We start from the raw sequence: 25744 nt of genomic DNA on the forward strand, positions 1-25744 counted from the left end.
GGTGGCGAGGACAGGTTTGCGCGAGGGCGCTGTGAACCCGTCCATGGGCGCTACTTTCGACATCTGACCGCCATGGATGGCGGAAATGCCGGAATTGTCGGGAACATTTTCCGGCCATGTCGAAAGACCCTCGCTCCAACCTGCCCTCGCACCACGTTAACTGCCTTGGTAAAGAAACCTTTTGAAGTACCCTCTGCATACTGGTGTTTGGTTCAAGGCATCAGCGCAGGGGCGGTGAGTCCTGTGTTCTCTTCAAAGCCAAACATTAAGTTGAGATTTTGGATTGCTTGGCCTGAAGCGCCTTTGACCAGGTTATCAATCACCGATAACACGACGACGGTGTTGCCATTGCCCGGCCGGTGCACTGCTAAGCGGCAGGTGTTGATGCCTTTGACACTGCGCGTTTCAGGGTGGCTCCCCGCGGGCATCACATCGACAAAGGGTTCGTCGGCGTAGCGCTGCTCAAAGAGTGTCTGCAGGTCGCCCGGCTCAGCGGTTAGCTGGCCGTAGAGTGTGGAGTGAATGCCGCGAATCATCGGCGTTAGGTGGGGCACAAAGGTTAAACCCACTGTGGATTGCTGGATATCCCTAAGTCCTTGGCTAATTTCCGGGAGGTGGCGGTGGCCCGAAGCGCCGTAGGCCTTCATCGACTCGCTGGCTTCGGCAAGCAGTGAACCCACTTTAGCGCCACGGCCTGCGCCGGTAACTCCGGATTTGCAGTCAGCAATGAGTTGGCTTGGGTCGATCAAACCCGCTTCCAGAAGCGGCAGGTAGCCCAACTGAACGCTGGTGGGGTAGCAACCGGGAACCGCAATTAAACGTGCGTTTTTGATTTTCTCCCGGTGCATTTCCGGCAGCCCGTATACTGCCTCTTGCAACAATTCCGGGGCACCGTGGGCCTGGTCGTACCAGCGGCTCCACTCGTCAGCATCGCGCAGCCGGAAATCGGCCGATAGATCAATCACCCGAGTGCCGTTTTCGAGTAGCTCACCGGCTAGGGCATGGGCGACGCCATGGGGGGTGGCAAAAAATACCGCATCCATGGCGCCCAGCTGTTTGGCGCCCAGCTGTTTGGCGTCCGGCTCGCTAAATGCCAGCGTGTCGTAATGGCCGCGCAGGTTGGGGTACATGTCGCACACCTTGACGCCGGTTTCCGAGCGCGAGGTAATCATGGCTACGTTGACGTGGGGGTGCTGGGCAAGTAGCCGCAGTAGTTCAACGCCGGTGTAACCTGTACCGCCAACAATGCCGACCTTAATCACAATTCACTCCTTACGGATGCCGCTGAGTAGAAAACCAAATTCGCTATTAGCTTAAGCATAGGACACCAAGCTGTTTAAGCGTATCCAGCTATGATACACAAGAGTGTAAAGATACAAGAGTAAGGAAGGTCGCTGTGGCGCGTTTTTCCCGATCGGATTTTACCTTAGAGAGTTTTCGTCGCCAGTTGGCCAACGTCGACGCCCTTCCGCAGCTCTGTTTGCTGGGCCTTGTCTCGGGGGTTATTACCGGCGCTGTGATGGTGGCGTTTCGGCTGCTATTGGAAGCGGGCGCCGCGCTCTACATGACCGATGGCGACCCAGAAGCGTTTGAAAGCATGGTGCCCTGGCTGCGTGCGCTGCTACCTATGTTGGCGGTTACCCTTGTGGGTGTGCTGCTGTACCGGCAAAAACCGACAGCGCGCAAGCTGGGCGTTGGCCATGTAATTGAGCGGCTTACCTATCATCAGGGCCGTTTTCCGTTACGCAATTGGTTAAATCAGTGGTGGGTAGGTGTTGTGGTGGTATTGGGCGGGCTCTCTGCTGGGCGCGAGGGCCCGGCGATTCATTTGGGCGCGGCGGCGGCCAGTGGACTAGGCCAACAGATGCGTTTGCCCAATAATAGTCTCAGAGTACTTGTGGCGTGCGGTACCGCAGCAGCTATTTCCGCTTCTTTTAACACGCCTATCGCGGGTGTCATCTTTGCCATGGAAGTGGTGATGATGGAGTACACCTTGGTGAGTTTTATGCCCGTGATTTTGGCCTCTACCATGGGGGCGCTGGTAGCACAGTTGGCTTATGGCAATGAACCCGCTTTTCGTATCCCCGAGATAGCACTAGGTTCACTGATCAACTTGCCGTGGATTGTGGTTACCGGGCTGGTGATTGGTCTGTTAGCGGGGCTGTTTATTCATATTTCACGCAACCAGCGGATTATGCTGTGGCCGCTCTGGATGCGCCTTGGCTTGGTGGGTGTGGCAACTGGCGCGGTGGCTTGGTGGTTCCCTCAGGTTCAGGGCATCGGTTATGACAGCGTGGCGGCGGCGCTCAATAACCAGCTGGAAATTAAAGTGCTGCTGGCGCTAATGATCGTCAAACTACTGCTTACAGCGCTAACTGTCGCTGGCGGCGTACCCATCGGTATTATCGGCCCGGTGTTGGTCATAGGTGCTGCCACAGGTGCACTGTTTGGTTTACTGGGAGGCTGGCTTTGGTCTGATAAAGCCGCGGATCCTGGTATTTACGCGATGCTAGGCATGGCCGCAATGATGGGGGCGGTGTTACAAGCGCCTCTTGCTGCCCTAATGGCGCTTTTGGAGTTAACCCATACGCCGAGTATCATGCTTCCCGGCATGCTGGCGGTGGTGGTGGCGTGCTTAACCTCGCGTCAATTGACCGGCTGTGAAGGTTTCTTTATTAGCACGGTGCGCTACGGGCTTCACCCGCTTCAGCAGCCGTTGATGCAGGCACTCTCACGGGTTTCGGTGCCTGCGGTGATGGAGCGTCAACTGGTGCGCACCGAGCGAATGATCACCCCTGATCAAGCGCGGCTTTTATTAGAGAAGAACCCAGTGTGGTTAGTGATTGAGCGGTCAACAGAGGAAAAACCTGTGCTGGCGCTAAAAGCCGCTGAACTGGCACGCTGGCTACTTGAGCACGATGAGGCGCTGCAGGGGGATGAGCCGCCTGAGGATGAGCTGATTGATCTACTGGAAATCCCCGGCCAGCGTTTAGAGCTGGCACCGATTGGTTTACAGGCGACGCTTTCCGAAGCGTTTCTAAAACTGCAGGATAACGCTCTGGGGGCGCTCTACGTCGTTCATGGCTATCGCCCAAAGCAGCGGCGTATTTCAGGTATTATCACCCGTGGCGCCATCGAACGTTATTATCACTACACTGACCCCCGTGGTGCCGACCTTCGTGACAATGAAGTACGAGAGAATGATACCCGTAAGAAGGACTCATCACTTTAAGGAGCGACAATGTACCTATGGGTAAAGGCCATTCACTTAATGGCCGTAGTGACGTGGTTCGCTGCGCTGTTCTATTTACCCCGCCTGTATGTGTATCACGCCACTGCGCGGGATAACGGCGACGAACAGGCCATCAGCTATTTCAAAACCATGGAGCGTAAGCTCTACCGTGGCATCATGACCCCATCGATGATTGCGGTACTCATTTTTGGTGGCTGGATGCTCTATCTGGTGCCCGAGTGGTTTAGCCAGGGCTGGATGCATGCCAAGCTGGCGCTAGTGGTTCTGCTTATCGCCTATCATCACGTTTGTTTGATCTATTTGAAGCAGTTTGCCCAGGATCGTTGTACCAAAGGCCATGTGTTTTTTCGCTGGTTTAATGAAGCGCCGGTGATTGCGCTCGTGGCGATTATTCTGCTTGCCGTTGTGAAGCCCTTTTGATGCGCCAACCACTTCCCCCCGTGGTGTTGGTACTCGCCGGGCATGATCCGACTGGTGGCGCTGGGTTGATCGCTGACAGTGAAGCCATTGCGGCCTGTGGTGGTTGGGCGGTAACGATCCCCACTGCGCTGACGGTACAGAATTGTCATAATGTGACCCGCGTGATCCCTGCTGAGCCGACCGCGATGCGCCAAATGGCCGAGGCAATTAGTGAGATGCAGGTCGCGGCGATTAAGATTGGCCTACTTGCCGACGAAGACACCCTGCGCGCAGCGGAGCAAATTATTCGTCGTTTTCCAGGCATTCCCGTGGTGGCCGATCCGGTCTTCAAAGCCGGTGGCGGAACTGAGTTATCCACACCTGCTTTGCGACAATTGTTTATTGATCGCTTGTTACCGCTTGTGGATATCTTAACCCCCAATCGCGCTGAGTTGGCTCAGCTTACGCCCGACATCATCACTCCTTTCGATGATACGGCCCGTGCGGTGGCACTGATGTCACAGGGGTGCCAAGCCATTCTGGTCACTGCCACGGATGAGCCGCTGCCCGGCAACGACCAACAGGTGGTGCACACCCTGCACTCGCCTGATACTACTCGCCAGTGGCAGTGGCCACGTTTGCCTGAATTGTTCCATGGTTCTGGCTGCACGCTGGCATCGTCTCTAGCTGCTCGTCTTGCTGTTGGTGAGCGCTTACCAACAGCTTGTGAGCAGGCTCAGCACTTTACTTGGCAAAGTTTGTCTCAAGGCTTTCAACCGCCCAGCGGCCAGTGTTTGCCACATCGTTTTTCACGGGCTGCCCGTTTTTGATCCTATCTTCTGTACGCCATTGACCGAGAGGATGCTATGACTACATCAGCTGAACTGTTCGATCTTGCCAGTCGCCATATACCGGGCGGAGTAAACTCACCCGTCCGGGCGTTTAAAGGGTTGCACCGCCCGCCGGTCTTTATGGAGCGTGCTCAAGGTGCCTTTCTGTTTGACGTCGAAGGCAATCGCTACGTGGATTATGTCGGCTCCTGGGGGCCCATGATCACTGGGCATGCCGACCAAGACGTATTGGCAGCCGTACGGGCGCGATTAGACAACGGCCTGTCCTTTGGTACCCCTACCGCAGTCGAAACCACCATGGCGGATTTGATCTGCGAGATGATCCCCTCCATGGATATGGTGCGCATGACTAGCTCGGGCACCGAAGCCACCATGTCGGCGATTCGCCTGGCGCGAGGTACCACCGGCCGCGATAAGATCGTTAAGTTCGAGGGTAACTACCACGGCCACTCTGATTCACTGCTGGTTAAGGCGGGCTCTGGCGCGCTTACCCACGGCGAACCCAGCTCACCGGGCGTGCCCACGTCGCTGGCTGAACACACTATTACCCTGTCGTTTAACGACCCTGAAGGGGTCGAAGCGTGTTTTAGCGAAATTGGCGATCAGATTGCCTGCATTATTGTTGAACCCGTTGCCGGCAATATGAATTGTATTCCGCCTCAACCGGGCTTTTTGGAAACGCTGCGCCGAGTATGTAACGAGTATGGCAGCGTGCTGATTTTTGACGAAGTGATGACTGGTTTTCGAGTGGCATTGGGCGGTGCCCAAGCCCACTACGGTATAGTGCCTGATCTAACCTGCTTGGGAAAAATTGTCGGTGGCGGCATGCCGGTGGGCGCCTTTGGTGGCAAGCGCGAGATAATGCAAAACATCTCCCCCCTGGGGCCGGTTTACCAAGCGGGCACATTGTCGGGTAACCCGTTGGCGATGGCTGCAGGTGTGGCACTGCTAACCAAACTACAGGTACCGGGCTTCCACGATGCGCTTACCCAGCGGGTTAACACCCTTTGTGCGGGCCTTCAGGAGCGTGCCAATGCCGCACGGGTGCCGATGATGACGCAGTCGGCGGGCGGTATGTTTGGACTTTTCTTCACCTCTCAAAGCCGTGTGGATAACTTTGCCCAAGCCACCGCCTGTAACCCGGATGCCTTCCGCCGCTTCTTTGGCGCGATGCTCGATCATGGCGTTTACTTGGCGCCTTCTGCTTACGAAGCAGGCTTTATGTCCAGTGCTCATACCCCGGAAGACATTCAGTTCACGCTGGATGCAGCAGAAAAAGCCTTTGCGGTAATGTAACGGCACGTAACCTAAAGCCAGCTATACTGTCAAGAGCCGCTCAACTTGAGCGGCTCTTGGCTTATATGAGAGTTACACTCATGGCACGACCAACGGCTTGGCGATACATGATCTGCGCAGCGGGGCTGCTGGTTTGCTTCCCGCTGGCTGCTCAGTCGCCTCAGGAGCAGGACATGACCCAGATCCATATCACCATGAGCGGTTCACCGGGCGCTGAGTTTTCCGCCCACTGGCGGATTACCCACGAAGGAGAAACCACCGAGCACGTTGAAGAGAGCGGAACAGTACCTGCTGAGTACACCTTTACTGGCACGGAGCTGGAAGGCACGGTAAAACTGTTAAGTGATGATGAGCGGCTGGAAGTCGATATTCAAAAAGGCAGTAACCGGTCGCGTTCATCGACTCAGGGGGCAGGGGGAACATTGACGCTGATGATTCGTTAGCTGTTACCTTTTAAGCAATAAAAAACCGCCCCATGGGGGCGGTTTGTGTGTTCTTGGTGGGTTACCACTGAGTGGAGATAGCAGAGTTATTGTGGCCTACCTGAGAATGAATAGCTGCTGCTGCACCACCGTAAGAAACGTTTTGGCGGATAGTCGATACGTTGTTACGGCCTTCTTGGTATACATCTGCCATGTGACCATCGCCACCTTGGTAAATGTAGGAAGCACTTAGATCCGCTGCAACTTGGATGACTTTGGCTTCGTTATAGTCGCCGTCCTGATGCACAAAACTCCAAGTTTCATCGGTGTTATATGCCTGATAGACGTCAGAGGAGTTATTATCGCCAAATTGTTCGACGATGGAGTCGCTCTGGCTAGTATTCCAGAACTGAGCAACGGTGGAGTCGTTACCGTTACCATCTTGGTGAACAAAAGAATCATTACGTTCACCACCCTTTTGTATCACAGTGGATTTGTTCTCATCGCCTATTTGATAAACGACAGATTCGTGTTCGTTACCGCTTTGTAATACATAAGAGCTATTCTCATTTCCTTTCTGAACTACGCGAGAATACTGTGCATCTCCATATTGATCAGTTTCAGCAATGTTATCATCACCATTTTGAATGATTAACGAAGTGCGCTTATCATCCCGATCAAAACCATTCAAACCTAAACGAATTGCTTCTTGTTCATCAAAAGCTGGATTTGCCACGTAATTGGCAGCGCCGTTGATAGTTGAATCTTGGTAGTCACGAGCTTGTGCTGAGAACGCGCTAACTAGAGCAATGGCGGCAGCGATAGTAGTAATTTGAGTTTTCATGGTGTTTCCCCTTGGTTTCGATCTACTTGCTTTGGTTTTAACTGAGAAGCTGGATGCGACTCAGTTGGTATCGATAGTGACCGGCCGCGCATAGCCCGAATAATTTTGTTGTTCGACACTTATGCTGCGAAGGCCACTGCCCGATTGAGAAAGAGCAATATCACTATTTTGTCCAAATTGAGTTACTTGCGCTTTAATTTCAAATTGGCCGCCAGTTTGACTTATATTCGCGACGTGATTTGAACCTACCTGTTTTACTAAACCAATGTTAGCGCCATTATTTTGAGAAATACTGGCTTGATTGTTATATCCATCTTGATAGATATAGGCGATGTTACCCATTTGATAACTCGCTGAGCGAGACTGTGTAACATTAGCTTGGTTGTCATTGCCATTTTGACTAATAATGCTAACGTTACTTTTTAATAGATTGTTATGGTATGTACCTGCTGCATATTGAGTTATTCGTGCGTTTTCTTCAGACAAACGTGTAAAGTCATTACCAGCGGCTAATAAGGTGGAAGCGTTGGTTAAAGAAATAGCGGCCACTAACGCAGTAAAATAGATTCGCATGTGCTTACTGTAACTGAACGTTTTCATATTTTTCCTTTTGAAACTTTTCGTATCAGTTTGTATTCATGCGTTGAGTTTGGCTTGTTTTTAGAAATTAACCATAGCGAATTTTTTTGAGATGACTATTGTTTTTTTAACAATTATTAAAACAATAATAACTATTAAAAACACCATAAGAGAATTAGTTTTTTAGTCACTTTAGGTATTGCTTACGTATGCAACGGCCACTTTTAATGTGGCCGTTGTTAATTTTTTATATAAGAAATATTAAAGCATGGGTGTTGGGGAATTTAGGTAGTCATTAAGTACAGTATCTTGAATATTCGTACCTGGTGCGAGGTTCCACAGTCGGTTTTCAACGCCTCTGGCGATAAGATGAATAACCGCCGACTCAATCGCTGACATGACCGCCAACTGTACAGGCTCATTCGTGGTAAGGCCTACTTCGGCCTCTAGCAAACGACGAAAATCAATAAAACGATAGACACCCGCTCGCATTTCTTTCGAGTAGATCGTTTTCGTTGTGGTTACGTTAGCCAGTACTTCGCCGGTGGATATTTCAACCGCGCGTAAATTGACCGTTACCTGGTCAACTTGGTACTGCCCTGAAGCACCAATACCAAAATACTCAGCGCCAGCGCCGCCAGTGCGCACGTTGGATTCGTAGGCGATGATACCGCCTTCCAACATCACCGAGGCAGCACGCAGGGATGGCAGCGTATCGGGCTGGCCAAAGCGTTCAAACTCTGCGCGTATAATGCGTCTTTCGGTAAGCAAGTTTTGTAAACCGACACGCTCAAGCGGTATAAACCAGCCTGAATCCGCCAGCGCACCGGTTAGCATTGCTGCCGCACCTTGGGTGACAGCGGTTGAAAAAGTACTTGCAGGCGCAGGGCGGTATTGGCCTGTTTGATCGCGAAAGTCATAAACAGACACAAAAATTTGCCCAGCTGTGGGGGGGAGTGAAATTAAATCTTGGTAGGTAGCTCCACGGGGGGTAAGCGTTGCGTCTGCACCTTCTAAATTTTCCGATGTAGCGACCATGCCGGCGCAGCCGCTTAGTAAACTAGCGACGATAAGTGATGCGATAATTTTCATGGTGTTCCCCTGAGATGACGGATAATTTTTAGTGAGCTATTTTGTTGTTTTAAGGATTGAATAGCCCACCCACGCTTATTTCAGTCACATCTCCAGTTAACTTATCGACTACTCTAACTACTAATTGACCACCATTGTCGCTAACCACTACGCCAAACTCATCACTATCAAAGCTACCTTCGCTAACATCGCCCGAACTGACATCCGCTATTAATTGAGAAATGAGTCGGCTCTCTAAACTTTGTAGTAATCTTTCTGTCGCGGAAGTGGGAGTTGATCGGCTAGCGCTGGAGTCTTTATTGGTATCTTGAGCCTGCGCTTTTCCTAGTAAATAACTACCCACAAAGGGATCACCTCCAAAAGAAGGATTAAGTGGCTTATAGATTAATTCCCCAGCTTGTGCTGTTGTGGATAGCACCAAGGCCATTCCCATAACGACTAAGCAAGTTCTTTTTATTGGGTTCATTAGAAAATCTCCTCTTTTCCCAAGTCTTTGTCGGAAGATAGCGAAGCGGATATTTGCCGTTCAATCAGTGCTCTTTCGACGGTCTGCACGGCTTCCACAGCCGCCCTATCGGCTTCATTTATTCTTGGGGAGAGCTGTGTGCGGAAATACATACGATTGCCTTCCATTACCCATATTTGGCTACCCCAGCGGGCATCTGGGCGCTCTTTAATGGTGATGGTGGCATTGCCGATAATCAGGTTATCCATCGCCCGCTGGCTGAAGGCTCGGTAGAAGGTCTTACCGGCCATGGTGATTGTTCTATCTACCATCACGCCAGTTAGCTCACTTCCTCCATTAGCGCTTCCTTGCACTCCTGGCCCATCAGGACTGGAGAGCTGATTAATAGCGTCGATCGCTTCTTGTTCGTTGGCAGGCAATGCATCGGTTGGGGCTGTTGGTTCGTTAGCTAATGCTAAAGATGACCCGATCCATACCGCCATGAAGAAAAAGTTGATGGATAAACGGTGCATTGATGGCATGACAGTTACCCTTGCGCATTAGCGCTAACGATGTCGTTGAAGACTGCGTGCGGTCTCAATATTGGGCAGAATCGGGCCCAGGTTCTGATGAATCCAGTTGAGCGCTTGAATGCGGTTGTGAACGTTAATTTTGCGAAAAATGTTGTATAGGTGTGACTTAACGGTGTGTTCGCTAACAAACAGTTTTTCGGCAATTTGTTGATTGGAAGAGCCAGCACTAAGTAGTGAAATAATCTCCATCTCCCTGTTAGTTAGTCCACAGGCTGGGCGGAAAGCATTACTTTGGTATTTACGATAAAACAGAATTAAACGAGCCATTAAATCCCGTGACATCCATAGCTCTCCTTCAAGTAGCGCGTGAATGCCTTTACAGATGACCTCAAGACTTTCATTGCGATAAAACACGCCTTTTAGTTGAGCGCACGAGAGTGCTTCAAGGGCGTGATCCATATCGTGAATGTTAAAGGCGGCTAGAGGAGTTTTAGTGAGTGCATCGGGTAACTTATCTTGCCATTCGGGCAGTGCATCAATGCCGATATGATCACTATCGATAAGAATCAACATGTTGCCGGAAGCGGAAATGGGTAGCGCCGCGTGGGGGGAGTGGATACTAATTTGACAACCGGTGTGCTTGTTCAAGTACTCAGCGAACAGCTGGACTTGGGGACTTTTTTCGGTAACGACATACACCGTTCCGGTAGACTTTTCCTGCGACATTGGGTGGCCCTCGTGGAAAGAAAGAGTGAGCAGGTAACCACTGAAGTGTTGACCATAAGATACGTTTCGTAAAGTTTTGTTATTAAATATATGGTAAAAATATTTTTCATCTCTTCAATATTTTCATTAATATGGAAAATATTGTTATTTAACAAATGCTTATTATTAATTAAGCAATAAATTAATTACCTCATCATTAGATACGTTATGTAACATTTTGACGGCTTTTGATACCAGCAGTGAGCGCGTAAACTGCAGTTCTAATGTTAGGAGTACATACCATGGCCGCCGTCAATACCCTTGTACTTGCCAGTGGCAATACAGGAAAATTAAGAGAATTCAGTCAGTTACTTTCACCTTTGGGGTTCGATGTTCGCCCCCAGGCGGATTTTGGTGTCACGGATGTGGAAGAGACGGGGCTAACTTTCGTCGAAAATGCACTGTTAAAAGCGCGTGAAGCGAGCCTCATCAGTGGATTACCTGCATTAGCTGACGATTCTGGGCTTGAAGTAGACGCACTCAATGGTGCACCCGGTATCTATTCCGCTCGGTATGGCGGTGAGCCGAGAAGCGACGAGAAAAATAACCAAACGTTGTTAGCCGCATTAAGTGACTGTGCGGAAGGGCAGAGAAGTGGGCGTTACTGGTGTGTGCTGGTTTATTTGCGCCATCCGAAGGATCCGGTGCCGGTCATTGTGCAACGGAGTTGGGAAGGCGAAATTCTTGCTCATCCCCGAGGGAAGGAGGGGTTTGGCTATGATCCGCTTTTCTGGTTACCTGATCAGGGTATGAGCGTCGCCGAGCTGCCCAGCGAAAGTAAAAATCGCCTTAGCCATCGTGGTCGCGCGTTGCAGGGGTTAGTGGAGTTACTGAAGGTGGCGCATGGCTGATACGTTGCCGCCACTCTCTCTCTATATCCACACGCCCTGGTGTGTCCGTAAATGTCCGTACTGTGATTTCAATTCTCATGAGCCGGGCACACACGGTTTTACACCGCGAGATTTACCTGAAGCCGCCTATCTAGATGCGCTGTTACAAGACCTGGATAGTGATCTTGACCTGGCGGCTGGTCGAGAAATTAAAACCATCTTTATTGGCGGTGGGACTCCAAGCCTGATGTCGCCCGCGTTTTATGAACGATTACTGAAAGAGATCCAGATCCGTTTACCCTTCTCTAAAGAGATAGAAATTACCTTAGAGGCTAATCCAGGTACCACGGAGCAAGAGCGTTTCATTGGTTACCGGAAAGCAGGCATTAACCGTCTTTCGCTGGGTATTCAAAGTTTTCAGCCTGATCAACTGCATGCGCTGGGGCGAATTCATAGCGGTGACGAAGCGATTACTGCGGTAGCGCAGGCGCGCCAGGCAGGCTTTACCAACATTAATATTGACCTTATGCACGGTTTGCCTGATCAAACGCCTCAATTGGCGATGGATGATATTACCCAAGCGCTGGCATTGGCACCTGAACATCTCTCTTGGTATCAGTTGACCCTTGAGCCGAATACCGCCTTTCACTCCCACCCCCCGATACTGCCAGAGGAAGAGGCGCTTTGGGATATTCAGGATAAAGGTCATCAGCTCCTGGAGCTGGCGGGCTTCAAGCGCTACGAGATCTCGGCTTACGCTAGTGCCGGTCACCAGAGCCGCCATAACCTTAATTACTGGCAGTTTGGTGACTACCTCGGGATTGGCGCTGGTGCTCATGGCAAGCTTAGCCGTATTGACTCAAATGGGGAGTGGCACATTGAACGGCGCTGGAAAACTCGCCAGCCAGACGCCTACCTAAAGCGCGTAGATGACCTGCGTGGCTTTATAGCCGGTAAACAGCTGATAAAAACGGATGAGCTACCGTTGGAGTTTGCCATGAACGCTTTACGGCTCACTGGCGGGGTGTCGCTTGAGACATGGAGAGCCAACACTGGGCAAGCGCCTGCAATGTTACTCACGCGTTTACAATCTGCCGAGAAAAAAGGACTTTTGATGCAAATGCCTGAAAAACTGCGTGCATCGCCTCAAGGTCTATTATTCTTGAATGAGTTGCTAGCTTTGATCAGCGATGATTGACCAGCAATCTACAGAAATTCTTTTTTTCTGAAATAACAGACTTGAACCATCAAGCTTGACGACTTACAAGGAGTGAGTGATGCGTATTTCTCGACTACTGACACCGTTGGCGGCTGCTATTCTACTGGCCGGTTGCGCTACATCGGATCCTTACGGTGGCCAAACGCAGCGCTCTAGCACCGCTATGGGCACCGGGATTGGTGCCGCCGTGGGGGCCGCTGCAGGCGCTCTGTCTGGCGATGGCAGCACCAGCCGCCGTGACCGTGCACTAATTGGTGCTGCCGTAGGCGCAGCAGCGGGCGCTGGTATTGGTGTCTATATGGATCGCCAAGAGCAGCAGCTACGTGACAACCTACAGGGGTCACGCATTGAAATCGATCGCCGTGGCGACGATATCGTGCTCAATATGCCCAGCGGCGTTACCTTTGGCTTTGACTCTGCTGAGCTGACTAGTGAAGCGCGTGGCTCACTCAATGAAGTTGCTAACGTACTTTCTCAGTACCAGGATACCCGCGTTAGTATCGCTGGCCACACCGATAGTACCGGTGACGCGAGCTATAACCAGCGTCTATCTGAGCGCCGTGCCCAAGCCGTCGCCAGCTACTTGTCTCAGAACGGCGTTTCATCCATGCGCCTGAATACTTCTGGTTACGGTGCTACTCAGCCAGTCGCCAGCAACGACAATGAGCAGGGCCGTGCTCAAAACCGTCGGGTAGAAATTACCTTGACGCCTACCGGTAACGGCCAGGGCTAAGTAAGCCTCTTAAAGCTGCGCATTGCCGCTCAAAGCCCGCTATGCTCCTATAGCGGGCTTTTTTCGTTCACCTGTTTACGAGCTACCATGCTGTCCTACCAACACGCTTACCACGCCGGTAATTTTGCCGATGTACACAAGCATCTGACGCTTTACGCCGTCACTGATTACCTATTACGTAAAAAAACACCTATTACATATATAGATACACATGCCGGTAGAGGGCTTTATCCACTAGCCACCAAAGAGACCCAGCGACTCCAAGAGTACCGTGAGGGCATCTGGCCACTGTGGCAGAAGCGTGAACAGCTAACCGACGCGCTGCTGGGAAGCTGGTTAAACGCTATTGTTGGGGCGCAGCCAGATCATAATGAATTGACCCTCTACCCAGGCTCGCCCTGGTGGCTGAGCCAGCCGCTGCGCGAGCACGATCGTCTGTGCCTGTTTGAGCTGCACCCGGGCGAACACCAGCACTTGAATGGCCAGGCGCTCCCTGCGCAGGTCAAGCGCGTGTATGGCGACGGGCTGGCAGGGCTTAGAGCGATGCTGCCGGTAGCAACACCCAGGGTATGCGTGCTGATTGACCCAAGCTTTGAGCGCAAGGTGGAGTACCAGGAGGTCGCTGACACTGCTATCCAGGCCCTGGAAAAGGCTCGCCATGCGGTGATGATGATCTGGTACCCGCTGCTGCCTGCCGGGCATCACCAAATGCTGCTGGACGTGCTGCAGGCCAGTGGAATACGCAAGATATGGCGCAGCGAGCTGCTGCTGCGCGAACCTGGCGAGCAGGCTCACGGCATGTTCGGTAGCGGTATGCTGGTGATCAATCCGCCCTGGGGGTTGGATAAACGCCTGGCAGCAGCGATGGCAGAAATTACCCCGCTGCTCGGCGCTGATAGCCGCTATCAGGCGGATTGGTGGGTGGGAGAGTAGTTGTCGAAAAAAGTAACCCTATTTGCCGATACAAAAACTGCCAAAAATTTCGCCCAATAAATCATCGGCGCTGAATTCGCCAGTGATCTCGCCTAAGGCTTGTTGGGCGTCGCGCAAATCTTCCGCCAGCAGTTCCCCTGCGCCATATCCATCCAACTGAGCACGGCCGGTATCAAGGGCTGCCATGGCGCGATCTAGGGCGTCCAGGTGCCTTCGGCGGGCGGAGAAGCGACCCTCGGTGGTGGCGGCAAAACCCATCACATCCTTCAGATGCGCTTTCAAGTTATCCACACCCGTACCGGTTTTCGCCGATAGGCGCACAATGGGTATGGTTGTGGATAAATCAATGCCCGCCGGCTCGGCACTGGTATCGATTTTATTACGCACCAGGGTTAAGCGGCTCTGGTCGGGCAGGCGAGCGACAAACTCCGGCCAGATGGCCATGGGGTCGGTTGAAGTAGTGGTGCTGGCATCAACGAGTAGCAGCACTCGGTCGGCTTTCTCTATTTCGGCCCAGGCACGTGCGACACCAATTTTCTCCACCGCATCAGGCGTATCGCGCAATCCAGCGGTGTCGATGATATGTAGGGGCATACCATCAATATGAATGTGCTCACGGAGCACGTCCCGGGTCGTGCCCGCGATATCCGTCACAATGGCGGTATCTTGTTCGGTCAGCGCATTTAGCAGGCTCGACTTCCCCGCATTGGGTCGCCCGGCAATGACCACGCTCATTCCTTCTCGCAGCAGTGCACCTTGGCCTGCCGCCTGGCGTACGTCGCTCAGCGCTTGCTGGACGCTGCTTAAGTGCTGGGCAACGTGACCGTCGGCAAGAAAGTCGATCTCCTCTTCGGGGAAGTCGATCGCCGCTTCAACGTAAACGCGCAGTTCGATCAAGCGCTCCACCAGCGCAGAGACGCGCTTCGAGAACTCACCCTGGAGCGAGCGTACGGCGTTTTCTGCCGCTGAGCGTGAGGTGGCATCGATGAGATCGGCAATCGCTTCCGCCTGAGCCAGATCGAGCTTATCGTTCAAAAATGCCCGTTCGGAAAACTCTCCCGGCCGCGCCAGGCGGGCACCCAAGACCACACAGCGCTCCAGCAGCATATCCATAATAATCGGGCCGCCGTGTCCCTGGAGTTCCAGTACGTCTTCACCGGTAAACGAATGGGGGCCGTTGAAGAACACAGCGATGCCTTCATCAATACTGCCTTCTGCGCCTTGGAAGGGGCCATAGTGAGCGTATCGTGGGGCAGGGCAATGCCCAACCATGGCCTGAGCGATTTCGCGGCAGGCAGGCCCTGAGACGCGGATAATACCCACGCCGCCACGTCCAGGAGGTGTTGCCAGTGCCGCTATGGTATCAGGCGTGTAGAGGCGTTCGGCCATGTTGAATCTCTTAGTCAATTGGCAGAAATAGCATTTGATCGGTCTAGTCTGGATTTATCGACCTTAAAACGCCAGACCCCCGCTCGGGGCGGGGGTCTGAAGGGCGATGACAAAGGCAGTCTATTTGGTTTTCATGCCTTTGCCGATACTCGGATCATTTTCGATTTTGCGCGTAATGTAGTACTGCTGCGCCACCGAAATGATGTTGTTGACCACCCAGTAGATAACCAGACCGGCCGGGAACCACAGGAAGAAGAAGGTAAAGATGATAGGTAGCATCTTCATGATCTTCGCCTGCATGGGGTCTGGAGGTGTCGGGTTCAACATCTGCTGAACGAACATCGAAATGCCCATCAGAATCGGCAGAATGAAGTACGGATCCTTCACCGATAGATCCTGAATCCAGAAGATAAACGGCGCATGCCGCAACTCAACCGACTCCAGCAACATCCAGTAGAGAGCGATGAAGACAGGCATTTGAATCACAATAGGTAGACAGCCCCCCAGCGGATTGATCTTCTCCTTCTGGTAGAACTTCATCATCTCTTGTGACATTTTCTGCCGGTCGTCGCCATACATCTCTTTCAGGCGCTGCATTTCCGGGCCGAGTTTACGCATCCTACCCATGGATTTGTAAGCTTTGGCTGAAAGCGGGAACAGCACTGTCTTAACCAGTATGGTCAACAGGACAATCGACCAACCCCAGTTACCGACTACCTCGTGGATATGATCCAGCAGCCAGAAGAGGGGGTTAGCAATAAACCATAACCAGCCATAATCTACGGTTAATTGCAGGTTGGGAGCGACTTGTTCCAGATAGTCCTGCACTTTTGGCCCGACGTACAGAGTGGCGCCTAGAGTGGTTTCACTATCGGCGGCCACAGTGCTGGTGGGGCCAGCAAAGGCTACGACGTTACGATTACTGGAGTCGGTGGTGACGTAGAAAAGGTTTTGCTGATCCTGCTGAGGCGCCCATGCCGACACAAAGTAGTGCTGAATAATGGCTATCCAGCCGCCCTGTGCTTCACGGTTTTCGAAGTTATGGCTTTGAATATCCTCAAAGTCGATCTTCTCGTAGCGTGCATCTGGCGTTGAGTAAGCGGCCCCTAAGTAGGATTTCATACCCATGGAGACACCGCTTGATGGGTCAGGGCTATTGTCGCGTGCCAACTGACCAATAAAGCGCGCACTAACCGGTGCGTCGGTGTTATTGGCCAGGTAGTAGTTGACGTTGACCGCATAGCTGCCGCGCTCAAAGGTAAGCCGCTTAATGACCTCAACGCCGTTAACATCAGCGGTTAGATCAACGCTTAGCTCGTCATCGTTATCGCCTAAACGATACTCCGAGTTTTCAGGCGTGAACGCGATACGGCTGGCTTGGCCATCGAGCTGCAGGCCTGAGCGAGCCACGTAACTACGGCTGCTGTTATCGGATAACAGCACATAGTTACGGTCTGAATCCAGAGAGAGTTTGTGCTGCGGTAACGCGGCATAAACAATATCGCCACCGTGTGGATCAATACGCACATCCAGAACATCGGTGGTCACGGCAATGAAGTCGCGGCTTGATGTCTCGCTTTCGGTATCAGGAATACCTTCACCTACCGCACTTTGCTGTGAAGACGTGCTCGGCACCGCTAAGCCGCTTTCTCCATCTTCAGCATTGCTAGGAGACGTGGAATTGCTGCGTTGCGTCGTTTCAGGCACTGAATCGTAATTCGGCTGCCCGTAATCCTGATTCCACTGGACGACTAGCAAGTAAGCGAGTACGGCTAGTGGAATCAGTAATAAAAGTCGTTTTACGTCCATGAGGGTTCTGCCCGCTGGGTGGTGAACATGCTAATGGCGCAGTGTCATTTACTCGACTCTTGACACACGAAAGCCTGCCAGTTGGCAGGCCGAGGTCGAGCGGCGAGGGGTGCACCAAAGGTCACGTGTCACGCTTAGGCGTTGGTGCTGCGATCACCGCCTGTGCGTCACGCTGTAGTCGTTTCCACATGCCGTGTAACTGGCGATGCAAGGTGTCGTTATCGAGATCCTGAACGCCACGTCGCGCAAGTACCACTATATCCACAGAGGGTAGGTGATCTTGACGAAGGCGAACGGATTCTCGAACCAGACGCTTGAAACGGTTGCGATCTACGGCGCGCTTAACATTTTTTTTGCTGACCACCAGTCCAAGGCGGGGGTGTCCCCGAGTACTAAAGCGAACTAACGCCATCATACCTTTGCCATGCACTTTCAGGTCGGCTTGCTCAAACACGTGACTAAAGTCCCCAGCATTTAGTAACCGTAATTGCCGGGGAAAGCCTTGTTGCGGTACACGCAATCTGAGATCAGGCGCTCAGACGCTTGCGGCCCTTGGCACGGCGACGTGCGAGGACGGCGCGACCGTTTTTGGTTGCCATACGAGCACGGAAGCCATGCGCGCGCTTGCGCTTGAGAACGCTAGGTTGAAAAGTGCGTTTCATAACTCGTTATTCCCACGTGGTTTAGGACGGAAAGTGAATTCCAAAAAGCCCGGTCCAGTGAGGAACTAGCCGGGGAGATTCAATTCAAGACCGGAAATTGTAGAGACTTCCTCTGCTGGGTGCAATTTTTCCTTGCATAAAAGCGTTATCACGCCTCAACCAGCGTGCTTGATACGGAAAGAGTAGCCATTAATAAAGTCACTATTATTACTAATAGGTAGTTCTAAACCTGTTGTTATTAATAGTGGGGATACTATTTGTGGATAAGTGGTTTTAAACGATATTTTTCAATTACCTATAACAATAAAAAATCTGTGTGTAAGTCCCGTATAAGCCGTCTACAAGGTGTTGGCGAGATGTGATTAACCCGTGTGTAAGGCACGTATTTAAGGATTATCCCCGTCCCTCCACAAGGTTTTCCCATGGGCTCATCGCTAGTTGTCCACAGGCCAATATTGAGGGCTAAACCCGTGTGGATAACCGAGGCTTTGGGCGCTACAATGGTCGGCCGTTTTCAACCGATGGTGAGATGAGTGTCACTGACGCTTTGGCAACAGTGCCTGGACAACCTGCAGGATGAGCTGAATTCACAGCAGTTCAATACCTGGATACGCCCGCTGCAGGCAGAAGAAGGAGAGTCCAACGAGCTGCGCTTATTGGCGCCGAATCGTTTTGTGCGCGATTGGGTGAGCGATAAGTATGCCAAGCGGATTAGTGAGCTGATGCGTGAACTCGCACCGGCCAAGCCGCCAAAGGTCAGCCTGACGGTGGGTAGTCGCCGTTTGGCAGCCCAGGCCCCTCAGCATCGTGATTTAGGTAATCCTGTATCGGCTTCGCCGTCGCGGCCAGCATCGCCAGCGGTACATACGCCGCCACGCGGCGATATTGCCGATGAGCGCGAAATCGATAGGCTGCGCGATGAAGCGCCGAGTCGGCGTAATAATGAACGTCAGGTACAGGTAGAAGGCAGTCTGAAACATGGCAGCGGGCTCAATCCGAATTTTACTTTCGATACGTTCGTGGAAGGTAAGTCTAACCAGTTGGCTCGTGCTGCCTCCCGCCAGGTGTCTGAAAACCCTGGTGGCGCTTATAACCCCTTGTTTTTATACGGCGGCGTAGGCTTGGGTAAAACCCACTTAATGCATGCAGTGGGGAACGCATTGGCAACCCGGCGTGAAAATGCCCGGGTGGTATACCTGCACTCAGAGCGGTTTGTCGCCGATATGGTTAAAGCGCTCCAGCTTAATGCGATTAATGATTTTAAGCGTTTTTATCGCAGTGTTGATGCGTTACTTATTGATGACATTCAGTTTTTTGCTGGAAAAGAGCGCTCTCAAGAAGAATTTTTTCATACCTTCAATGCGTTATTAGAAGGTGGTCAGCAAATGATCCTGACCTCTGATCGTTATCCTAAAGAGATCAGTGGGGTAGAGGAGCGCCTTAAATCACGCTTTGGTTGGGGGCTTACGGTCGCGATAGAGCCGCCTGAGCTTGAAACCCGTGTGGCCATCTTGATGAAAAAGGCCGACCAGGCTAAGGTCGATTTGCCTCACGATGCGGCTTTCTTCATTGCGCAAAAAATTCGTTCCAACGTGCGCGAATTGGAAGGTGCGCTGAAAAAAGTCATTGCTGATTCGCACTTTATGGGTAAAACGATTACCCAAGACTTTATTCGTGAGTCTCTGAAAGATCTGTTAGCGCTTCAGGATAAGCAGGTAGGGGTAGATAATATTCAGCGTACGGTCGCCGAATATTACAAGATTAAGGTGGCGGATCTGCTTTCGAAGCGCCGTTCACGCTCAGTTGCCCGCCCTCGTCAGGTGGCGATGGCGCTTGCTAAAGAGCTCACCAATCACAGCTTACCTGAGATTGGCGATGCCTTTGGCGGGCGTGACCACACAACGGTGTTGCACGCTTGCCGAAAAGTGAAATCATTGCAGGAAGAGAGCGCGGATATTCGTGAGGATTACAAGAATTTACTGCGCCTGTTGACCAGTTAATCATTCCATGGGATGGGCCTGTTATACGCAGGTCTTTCAGGATATAGAACCGGAGTATTGATGAAATTTTCGATTTCCCGAGAGGCGCTGCTACGTCCGCTGACTCTGGTCGCTGGTGTTGTTGAGCGCCGTCAAACGCTGCCAGTACTGTCTAATGTGCTGATTCAGGTAGAGGGTGACCAGGTGTCGCTCACCGGTACTGACTTAGAAGTCGAGCTCGTGGGCCGCACGGTGGCAAGCCAGGTCGATCAGGCGGGCTCCGCGACAGTGCCAGCGCGTAAGCTGATGGATATCTGCAAATCATTGCCCGATCAGTCCGACATTCAGCTCGCCGTTGAAGAGGGCCGCGCGGTACTACGCAGTGGCCGTTCACGTTTTACGTTGTCGACGCTCCCGGTCGCTGAATTCCCCAATATCGAAGATGCGGACGGCAGCCAGGAGATTAGCGTACCCCGCGGTACCCTAAAGCACCTGATAGAAGCGACCTCGTTTGCCATGGCGCAGCAGGATGTGCGGTACTACCTCAACGGTATGCTGCTGGAAATTCAAAGCAATTTGCTTCGCACGGTCGCTACTGACGGGCACCGTTTGGCGATGTGCTCGCGGCCAATCGAGGTCTCTGTGAGCCAGTCTCAAAAGCTGATTGTGCCCCGGAAGGGGATTTTAGAGCTGTCGCGCTTGCTAGACGATAGCGATGAGCCTGTCAGCCTGACGCTTGGCTCCAGTCATGTGCGTGCTCATACAGGCGACTTTACCTTCACCTCCAAGTTAATCGACGGTAAATTTCCTGACTATGAGCGTGTCGTGCCGCGCAATGGCGATAAAGTATTGATTGCCGAGCGTGCGGAGCTTCGCCAAGTACTTTCACGTACTGCTATCCTCTCTAATGAGAAGTACCGTGGTGTGCGCCTTTATCTTGAAGAGAACAACCTTAAGGTAATGGCCAACAACCCCGAGCAGGAGGAAGCGGAGGAGAATATCGCCGTTGAGTATAACGGCGGGGCAATGGAAGTTGGTTTTAACGTCGGCTATTTAGTTGATGTACTAACAGTGCTAAATGAAGATCGCGTGCAGATTACCCTGGCTGATCCCAATAGTAGCGCGCTGCTGGAAGAGCCCGGCGGCGGTGATGCGCTTTATGTCGTTATGCCGATGCGCCTGTAAACGCTTTGGGCGGGTAACAGCAATACGTAAGCAAGCTACGTTAGCGGCGCTTCTGGTAGCAGAAGCGCCGCTAACGCGTTGGAATACTCCCTTTTTTCGAGGATATTTTAAGTGGTGATAATAGGATGAGCCTGACACTGCTTAATTTCCACGCTTTGCGCAATCTCAGGCCGGTTGAGATGACGCCCTCTTCGCATATCAACGTCATTAGCGGTGCTAATGGCAGCGGTAAAACCAGTCTGTTGGAGGGGGTACATATTCTTGGCATGGGCCGCTCTTTTCGTACTCGCCAGTTAAAAAACGCGATCCAAACGGATGAGCCGTATATGACGCTGTACGGACGTTTAAGTGGTGAGCCTGAGGTTACCCTTGGTGTGCGTCGTTTAAGAGCTCAGCGGGAGCTGGAGCTTCGTTTAAAGGGAGATAAAAACGCTCGGTTGGCGGAACTGGTAGAGGCTATGCCGCTTCAATTAATTAACCCTGATGCTTTTCGATTGCTTGAAGGTTCTCCAGCCGGACGTCGTGAGTTTCTCGACTGGGGCGTGTTTCACGTGAAACATGACTTTTTAGCAATCTGGAAGCGCACCCGGCGTGCGTTGAAACATCGGAATGCACTGCTCAGGCGTGGTAGAATACTACCTCAGGAAATGGCGGTGTGGGAGCATGAACTAGCCCTTTGGGGTGAACAGATGGACTCGTTACGCCGTGCTTGGTTTAGTGACTTTTTGCCTGTCTTTGAAGAGACACTTAAGGTGTTGCTTCCCTTGCCGGGATTGTCGCTTCACTACGCCAGAGGTTGGGATAAAGATCGAACTCTTGCGACTGTGTTACATGATAGTCGGCCAACTGATCAGCAGATGGGGTTTACTCAGCAAGGTCCGCAGCGCGCTGACTTACGTATCAGGATAAACAAACAGCCTGCTGTAGAAGTGCTTTCCAGAGGCCAGCAAAAGTTAGTGGTGAGTGCATTAAAGCTTGCCCAAGGGCGGTTTCTGGAAAGAACAGCACAGCGGCACTGTATTTATCTTATCGATGATTTGCCCGCAGAACTTGACGAGCAAAATCGTTACCAGTTTTGTGGTTTACTCGAAGATATGCAGTGCCAAGCATTTATTACCAGTGTCGAACCTTCTGCATTGAAGAATGCCTGGCGAACTGATACCCCCGTAAATATGTTTCACGTGAAACATTGCAAGGAGGGGTTTAGTGGTTTAGAGAAAGTCAGCTAGCGCAGGAAGAAGGGTAGGACGATACAGGATGAGACAGACTTCACAACGGAGTGGTCAATGAGCGAGCAGGCTTACGATTCATCAAGCATCAAGGTGCTCAAGGGGCTGGACGCGGTGCGTAAGCGGCCAGGTATGTATATTGGTGACACCGACGACGGTACTGGGCTCCACCACATGGTCTTCGAATTGGTGGATAACTCCATCGACGAGGCGTTGGCTGGGCATTGCAGTGAAATTCGCGTTGTCATCCACCCGGATGAGTCGGTCACCGTGAGTGATAACGGCCGTGGCGTACCTACCGAGCTTCATGAAGGGGAAGGTGTTTCCGCTGCAGAAGTTATTATGACGGTTCTGCACGCAGGCGGTAAATTCGACGATAACTCCTACAAGGTTTCCGGTGGGTTGCACGGCGTCGGTGTTTCTGTTGTCAATGCGCTTTCCGCTGAGCTGCGCTTAACGATTTGGCGTCAGGGTGAAGTGTTCGAACAAATGTACCGTCACGGTGTTCCTCAAGCACCATTGGGCGTTGTGGGCAAAACCGAAAAAAGCGGTACCCGGGTTCACTTCCGCCCATCGCCAGAAACCTTTGGCAATATCGAGTTTCATTTTGATATTTTAGCCAAACGACTTCGCGAACTATCCTTCTTGAACTCTGGTGTGGCTATCCGTTTACTGGATGAGCGCAGCGGCAAAGAGGAGCTGTTTCACTACGAAGGTGGCTTGAGAGCCTTTGTTGATCACCTCAATACCAATAAGAGTGTGATTAATCCGGTATTCCACTTTAACGCTGTTCGTGATGACGGCGTTGAAGTAGAGGTAGCCATGCAGTGGAGCGAAGCCTTCACTGAAAATATTTTCTGCTACACCAATAATATTCCGCAGCGAGACGGCGGGGCGCACTTGGCGGGGTTCCGGGCAGGGCTTACCCGTACGCTCAATAACTATATTGAAGCTGAAAACCTGCTGAAAAAAGCCAAGGTGAATACCACGGGAGATGATGCTCGTGAGGGGCTAACAGCTATTATTTCAGTTAAAGTCCCGGATCCTAAGTTTTCGTCTCAAACAAAAGATAAGCTGGTCTCCAGCGAAGTGAAGACAGCGGTTGAGCAGGAAATGAGCCGTCTCTTTTCCGAGTATCTTGTTGAAAAGCCTAACGAAGCCAAGGCGATCGTCAATAAGATGCTGGATGCCGCGCGTGCACGTGAGGCGGCACGCAAAGCGCGGGATATGACCCGCCGCAAAGGCGCGCTGGATATTGCCGGTTTACCTGGCAAGTTGGCGGATTGCCAAGAAAAAGACCCCAGTCAGTCAGAGCTTTACTTGGTGGAGGGTGACTCGGCAGGTGGCAGTGCCAAACAGGGCCGTGACCGCCGTACACAGGCTATCTTGCCGCTTAAAGGTAAAATTCTGAACGTGGAAAAAGCACGTTTCGACAAAATGCTCTCCTCTGCAGAAGTGGGCACGCTTATCACTGCCCTGGGTTGCGGCATTGGCCGTGAAGAGTTTAACCCCGATAAGTTGCGTTACCACTCGGTTATTATCATGACCGATGCCGATGTCGATGGATCGCACATTCGTACGCTGCTGTTGACGTTCTTCTTCCGTCAGATGCCGGAGTTGATTGAGCGTGGTCATATCTTCATCGCTCAACCACCACTTTATAAAATTAAGCGCGGCAAGCAAGAGCTTTACCTGAAAGATGAACAGGCGATGGTGGATTATTTAACCACCACGGCCTTGGACGGTGCCGGCCTGCATGTTAACGCTAATGCACCGGGTATTTCCGGCTCACAGCTTGAAGCGTTAGTGAACCAGTACCGCAACGTGATGAAGCGGATTGATCGCTTGTCGCGGGTTTATCCTAATGAAGTACTTAAGCAAATCGTTCATGCTTCGGCACTGAAAGGTGAAGAGAGCCTGAAAGATCGTGTGACCATGCAGAACTGGATTGATGAACTCCAGAAGATCATGGATGACATGGTTGCCTATGAAGGCGGGCCCCGTTACCACTTCCATCTTCACGAAGATTCTGAGCGCGGGCTTTTCCTACCTACCGTCTCGCTGGTTGCTCACGGTGTGACGACTGAGTATAGGTGGGGCCTCGACTTCTTTGAAAGCGCCGACTATCGCGGTATCGCTGAGCTGGGCGAAACCCTGGATGGCTTCCTGGAAGAGGGCGCCTTTATTGCTCGTGGCGAGCGGCAGAAGCCGGTATCGCACTTCTCGGAAGTACTGGCGTGGCTAATGCAAGAGGGCCAGCGCGGGTTGTCTGTACAGCGCTATAAAGGCTTGGGTGAAATGAACCCGGATCAGCTCTGGGACACCACCATGGATCCCGATAGCCGCCGCATGCTGCGGGTGACGATCGAAGATGCCGTGGGTGCCGATATGATGTTCAACACCTTGATGGGTGACGATGTAGAACCGCGCCGTGACTTTATTGAGACCAACGCGTTGGTGGCCAATTTAGACGTGTAAGGTGGATTGCTTTCGTTAAGATGTTTCACGTGAAACACTGCTTTAACGATCATTAGCCTCAGTATGGTTTAATGCCACTATGACAGGCGTCGCTATGAAATTCATAGCGACGCTTTTTTTATTGATAGATAGATTGGCAGGATCAGGATACGTGTAGCAGAAGAGGGTAGTTAGTTTCAGCCAAATTTCTCATGCAACAGTTACTCATGCAACGCAGAGCGATCATGACTACCAGCTCGGTGTCGCTTAGCTATTTAATGAGCCATTCAACAAATTGCGCTAAATCATCGAAGATATTGGTCTTTTCAAGACCAGCGCCTGCTTGCTCCGTTTTACTTCCCTTCCCAGTTCTCACCAGCGCTGTTTCGCAACCTACGGCTTCGCCCGCCCGGAGATCGCGAAGGCTATCACCGACCATCCAGCTTCCCGTTAAACTTTCTAGTCCCAGGATCTGCTGGATCTGTATTAGCATTCCTGGCAATGGTTTACGGCATTGGCAATTATCATTTGGCCCATGGGGGCAGTAAGCAATATGAGCAATATGCCCGCCTTCCGCTTCTACTAACGAAATTAAGTGTTCATGCATCGTATGGAGGGTTGCTTCATCATAATAGCCTCGGGCAATCCCGGATTGATTCGTTGCGACGGCAACGGTGTATCCCTCGCGGGTGAGGCGGGCAATGGCAGTGATTGAAGAGGGGTAGGGTACCCACTCCTCGAGAGATTTGATGTAGTTATCAGAGTCATGGTTGATGACGCCGTCTCGATCCAGGATGACAAGGTTATCGGCACTTAGCATAGTGATCCTATTGGTACGGT

At 51.9% G+C, this 25744-nt stretch carries 25 protein-coding genes; 13 read left to right on the forward strand and 12 right to left on the reverse strand.

The genetic code is table 11. The annotated features are described in order from the left end of the window. Positions 1 to 212: 212 nt before the first annotated feature. On the reverse strand, positions 213 to 1262 hold the full coding sequence (gene argC / locus YERSI8AC_RS24980; protein WP_022521045.1) for an N-acetyl-gamma-glutamyl-phosphate reductase: 1050 nt from the start codon (positions 1260 to 1262) through the stop codon (positions 213 to 215). A 134-nt stretch (positions 1263 to 1396) separates the two neighbouring features. On the opposite strand from argC, the gene YERSI8AC_RS24985 reads away from it, so the two are divergent. The 5 genes from YERSI8AC_RS24985 (at position 1397) to YERSI8AC_RS25005 (ending at position 6242) form a co-directional block, all read left to right on the forward strand. Further along, a complete protein-coding gene (locus tag YERSI8AC_RS24985) occupies positions 1397 to 3232 on the forward strand; it encodes a chloride channel protein (RefSeq protein WP_022521044.1) in 1836 nt (611 codons plus the stop codon). Between the two features lie 9 nt (positions 3233 to 3241). Continuing rightward, the gene (gene hemJ / locus YERSI8AC_RS24990) at positions 3242 to 3673 is read left to right on the forward strand and encodes a protoporphyrinogen oxidase HemJ (protein ID WP_022521043.1); all 432 of its coding nucleotides are present in this window, start codon (positions 3242 to 3244) and stop codon (positions 3671 to 3673) included. Further along, the gene (thiD, locus tag YERSI8AC_RS24995) at positions 3673 to 4482 is read left to right on the forward strand and encodes a bifunctional hydroxymethylpyrimidine kinase/phosphomethylpyrimidine kinase (RefSeq protein WP_022521042.1); all 810 of its coding nucleotides are present in this window, start codon (positions 3673 to 3675) and stop codon (positions 4480 to 4482) included. Before hemJ ends, thiD begins: the two co-directional genes overlap by 1 nt. Before the next feature lie 36 nt (positions 4483 to 4518). After that, positions 4519 to 5799 (forward strand): glutamate-1-semialdehyde 2,1-aminomutase, encoded by a 1281-nt coding sequence (gene hemL / locus YERSI8AC_RS25000; protein WP_009286351.1) that lies wholly within the window; start codon positions 4519 to 4521, stop codon positions 5797 to 5799. A gap of 80 nt (positions 5800 to 5879) precedes the next feature. Then, positions 5880 to 6242, forward strand: coding sequence for a hypothetical protein (locus YERSI8AC_RS25005; RefSeq protein WP_022521041.1), 363 nt, complete (start codon positions 5880 to 5882; stop codon positions 6240 to 6242). 61 nt (positions 6243 to 6303) lie between these two features. Here the strand turns inward: YERSI8AC_RS25005 and YERSI8AC_RS25010 are convergent, their stop codons facing one another. From YERSI8AC_RS25010 to YERSI8AC_RS25035, 6 genes are all read right to left on the reverse strand, one after another. Next, positions 6304 to 7065, reverse strand: a complete 762-nt coding sequence (locus YERSI8AC_RS25010; RefSeq protein ID WP_022521040.1) for a hypothetical protein — start codon at positions 7063 to 7065, stop codon at positions 6304 to 6306. Between the two features lie 60 nt (positions 7066 to 7125). Further along, the gene (locus tag YERSI8AC_RS25015; RefSeq protein ID WP_022521039.1) at positions 7126 to 7665 is read right to left on the reverse strand and encodes a hypothetical protein; all 540 of its coding nucleotides are present in this window, start codon (positions 7663 to 7665) and stop codon (positions 7126 to 7128) included. Positions 7666 to 7905: 240 nt separating this feature from the next. Beyond that, positions 7906 to 8736, reverse strand: a complete 831-nt coding sequence (locus YERSI8AC_RS25020) for a CsgG/HfaB family protein (RefSeq protein ID WP_022521038.1) — start codon at positions 8734 to 8736, stop codon at positions 7906 to 7908. Between the two features lie 49 nt (positions 8737 to 8785). Next, entirely contained in the window at positions 8786 to 9202 is a 417-nt protein-coding gene (locus YERSI8AC_RS25025) for a curli assembly protein CsgF (RefSeq protein ID WP_022521037.1), read from the reverse strand. Further along, a complete protein-coding gene (locus YERSI8AC_RS25030) occupies positions 9202 to 9723 on the reverse strand; it encodes a CsgE family curli-type amyloid fiber assembly protein (protein ID WP_022521036.1) in 522 nt (173 codons plus the stop codon). The genes YERSI8AC_RS25025 and YERSI8AC_RS25030 overlap by 1 nt, the downstream gene beginning before the upstream one ends. Positions 9724 to 9747: 24 nt before the next feature. Next, a complete protein-coding gene (locus YERSI8AC_RS25035) occupies positions 9748 to 10440 on the reverse strand; it encodes a response regulator transcription factor (protein ID WP_022521035.1) in 693 nt (230 codons plus the stop codon). A 281-nt stretch (positions 10441 to 10721) separates the two neighbouring features. Between YERSI8AC_RS25035 and rdgB the strand changes: the two genes are divergently transcribed. The 4 genes from rdgB to YERSI8AC_RS25055 all read left to right on the forward strand — a co-directional run bounded on the left by rdgB (position 10722) and on the right by YERSI8AC_RS25055 (position 14194). Beyond that, complete coding sequence (rdgB, locus tag YERSI8AC_RS25040; RefSeq protein ID WP_009286354.1) at positions 10722 to 11330, forward strand: RdgB/HAM1 family non-canonical purine NTP pyrophosphatase; 609 nt, start codon at positions 10722 to 10724, stop codon at positions 11328 to 11330. Beyond that, positions 11323 to 12507: a radical SAM family heme chaperone HemW gene (hemW, locus tag YERSI8AC_RS25045; RefSeq protein ID WP_022521034.1), complete on the forward strand. Its 1185-nt coding sequence runs from the start codon at positions 11323 to 11325 to the stop codon at positions 12505 to 12507. The genes rdgB and hemW overlap by 8 nt, the downstream gene beginning before the upstream one ends. Before the next feature lie 79 nt (positions 12508 to 12586). Next, complete coding sequence (locus YERSI8AC_RS25050; protein ID WP_022521033.1) at positions 12587 to 13261, forward strand: OmpA family protein; 675 nt, start codon at positions 12587 to 12589, stop codon at positions 13259 to 13261. An 87-nt stretch (positions 13262 to 13348) separates the two neighbouring features. Beyond that, positions 13349 to 14194 carry a 23S rRNA (adenine(2030)-N(6))-methyltransferase RlmJ gene (locus YERSI8AC_RS25055; protein ID WP_009286356.1) on the forward strand — a complete coding sequence of 282 codons (846 nt, stop codon included), beginning with the start codon at positions 13349 to 13351 and terminating at the stop codon, positions 14192 to 14194. Positions 14195 to 14212: 18 nt separating this feature from the next. Here the strand turns inward: YERSI8AC_RS25055 and mnmE are convergent, their stop codons facing one another. The 4 genes from mnmE to rpmH all read right to left on the reverse strand — a co-directional run bounded on the left by mnmE (position 14213) and on the right by rpmH (position 18054). After that, a complete protein-coding gene (mnmE, locus tag YERSI8AC_RS25060) occupies positions 14213 to 15583 on the reverse strand; it encodes a tRNA uridine-5-carboxymethylaminomethyl(34) synthesis GTPase MnmE (protein WP_022521032.1) in 1371 nt (456 codons plus the stop codon). Positions 15584 to 15703: 120 nt separating this feature from the next. Then, the gene (gene yidC / locus YERSI8AC_RS25065; protein WP_009286358.1) at positions 15704 to 17392 is read right to left on the reverse strand and encodes a membrane protein insertase YidC; all 1689 of its coding nucleotides are present in this window, start codon (positions 17390 to 17392) and stop codon (positions 15704 to 15706) included. 121 nt (positions 17393 to 17513) lie between these two features. Then, the gene (gene rnpA / locus YERSI8AC_RS25070) at positions 17514 to 17912 is read right to left on the reverse strand and encodes a ribonuclease P protein component (protein WP_027958493.1); all 399 of its coding nucleotides are present in this window, start codon (positions 17910 to 17912) and stop codon (positions 17514 to 17516) included. Positions 17913 to 17919: 7 nt separating this feature from the next. Further along, entirely contained in the window at positions 17920 to 18054 is a 135-nt protein-coding gene (gene rpmH, locus YERSI8AC_RS25075) for a 50S ribosomal protein L34 (protein WP_008959105.1), read from the reverse strand. 533 nt (positions 18055 to 18587) lie between these two features. Here rpmH and dnaA point away from each other — a divergent pair. The 4 genes from dnaA to gyrB all read left to right on the forward strand — a co-directional run bounded on the left by dnaA (position 18588) and on the right by gyrB (position 24925). Beyond that, entirely contained in the window at positions 18588 to 20054 is a 1467-nt protein-coding gene (gene dnaA, locus YERSI8AC_RS25080; protein WP_022521029.1) for a chromosomal replication initiator protein DnaA, read from the forward strand. A gap of 60 nt (positions 20055 to 20114) precedes the next feature. Continuing rightward, the gene (gene dnaN, locus YERSI8AC_RS25085; protein ID WP_022521028.1) at positions 20115 to 21218 is read left to right on the forward strand and encodes a DNA polymerase III subunit beta; all 1104 of its coding nucleotides are present in this window, start codon (positions 20115 to 20117) and stop codon (positions 21216 to 21218) included. A gap of 125 nt (positions 21219 to 21343) precedes the next feature. After that, positions 21344 to 22447, forward strand: coding sequence for a DNA replication/repair protein RecF (gene recF, locus YERSI8AC_RS25090; RefSeq protein ID WP_022521027.1), 1104 nt, complete (start codon positions 21344 to 21346; stop codon positions 22445 to 22447). A gap of 57 nt (positions 22448 to 22504) precedes the next feature. Further along, entirely contained in the window at positions 22505 to 24925 is a 2421-nt protein-coding gene (gyrB, locus tag YERSI8AC_RS25095; protein ID WP_009286362.1) for a DNA topoisomerase (ATP-hydrolyzing) subunit B, read from the forward strand. A gap of 250 nt (positions 24926 to 25175) precedes the next feature. On the opposite strand, the gene gmhB is transcribed toward gyrB, so the two are convergent. After that, on the reverse strand, positions 25176 to 25724 hold the full coding sequence (gene gmhB, locus YERSI8AC_RS25100; protein ID WP_138800890.1) for a D-glycero-beta-D-manno-heptose 1,7-bisphosphate 7-phosphatase: 549 nt from the start codon (positions 25722 to 25724) through the stop codon (positions 25176 to 25178). Between the last annotated feature and the right edge of the window lie 20 nt (positions 25725 to 25744).

Source organism: Halomonas sp. 113, assembly GCF_904067645.1.
GTDB lineage: Bacteria > Pseudomonadota > Gammaproteobacteria > Pseudomonadales > Halomonadaceae > Vreelandella > Vreelandella titanicae.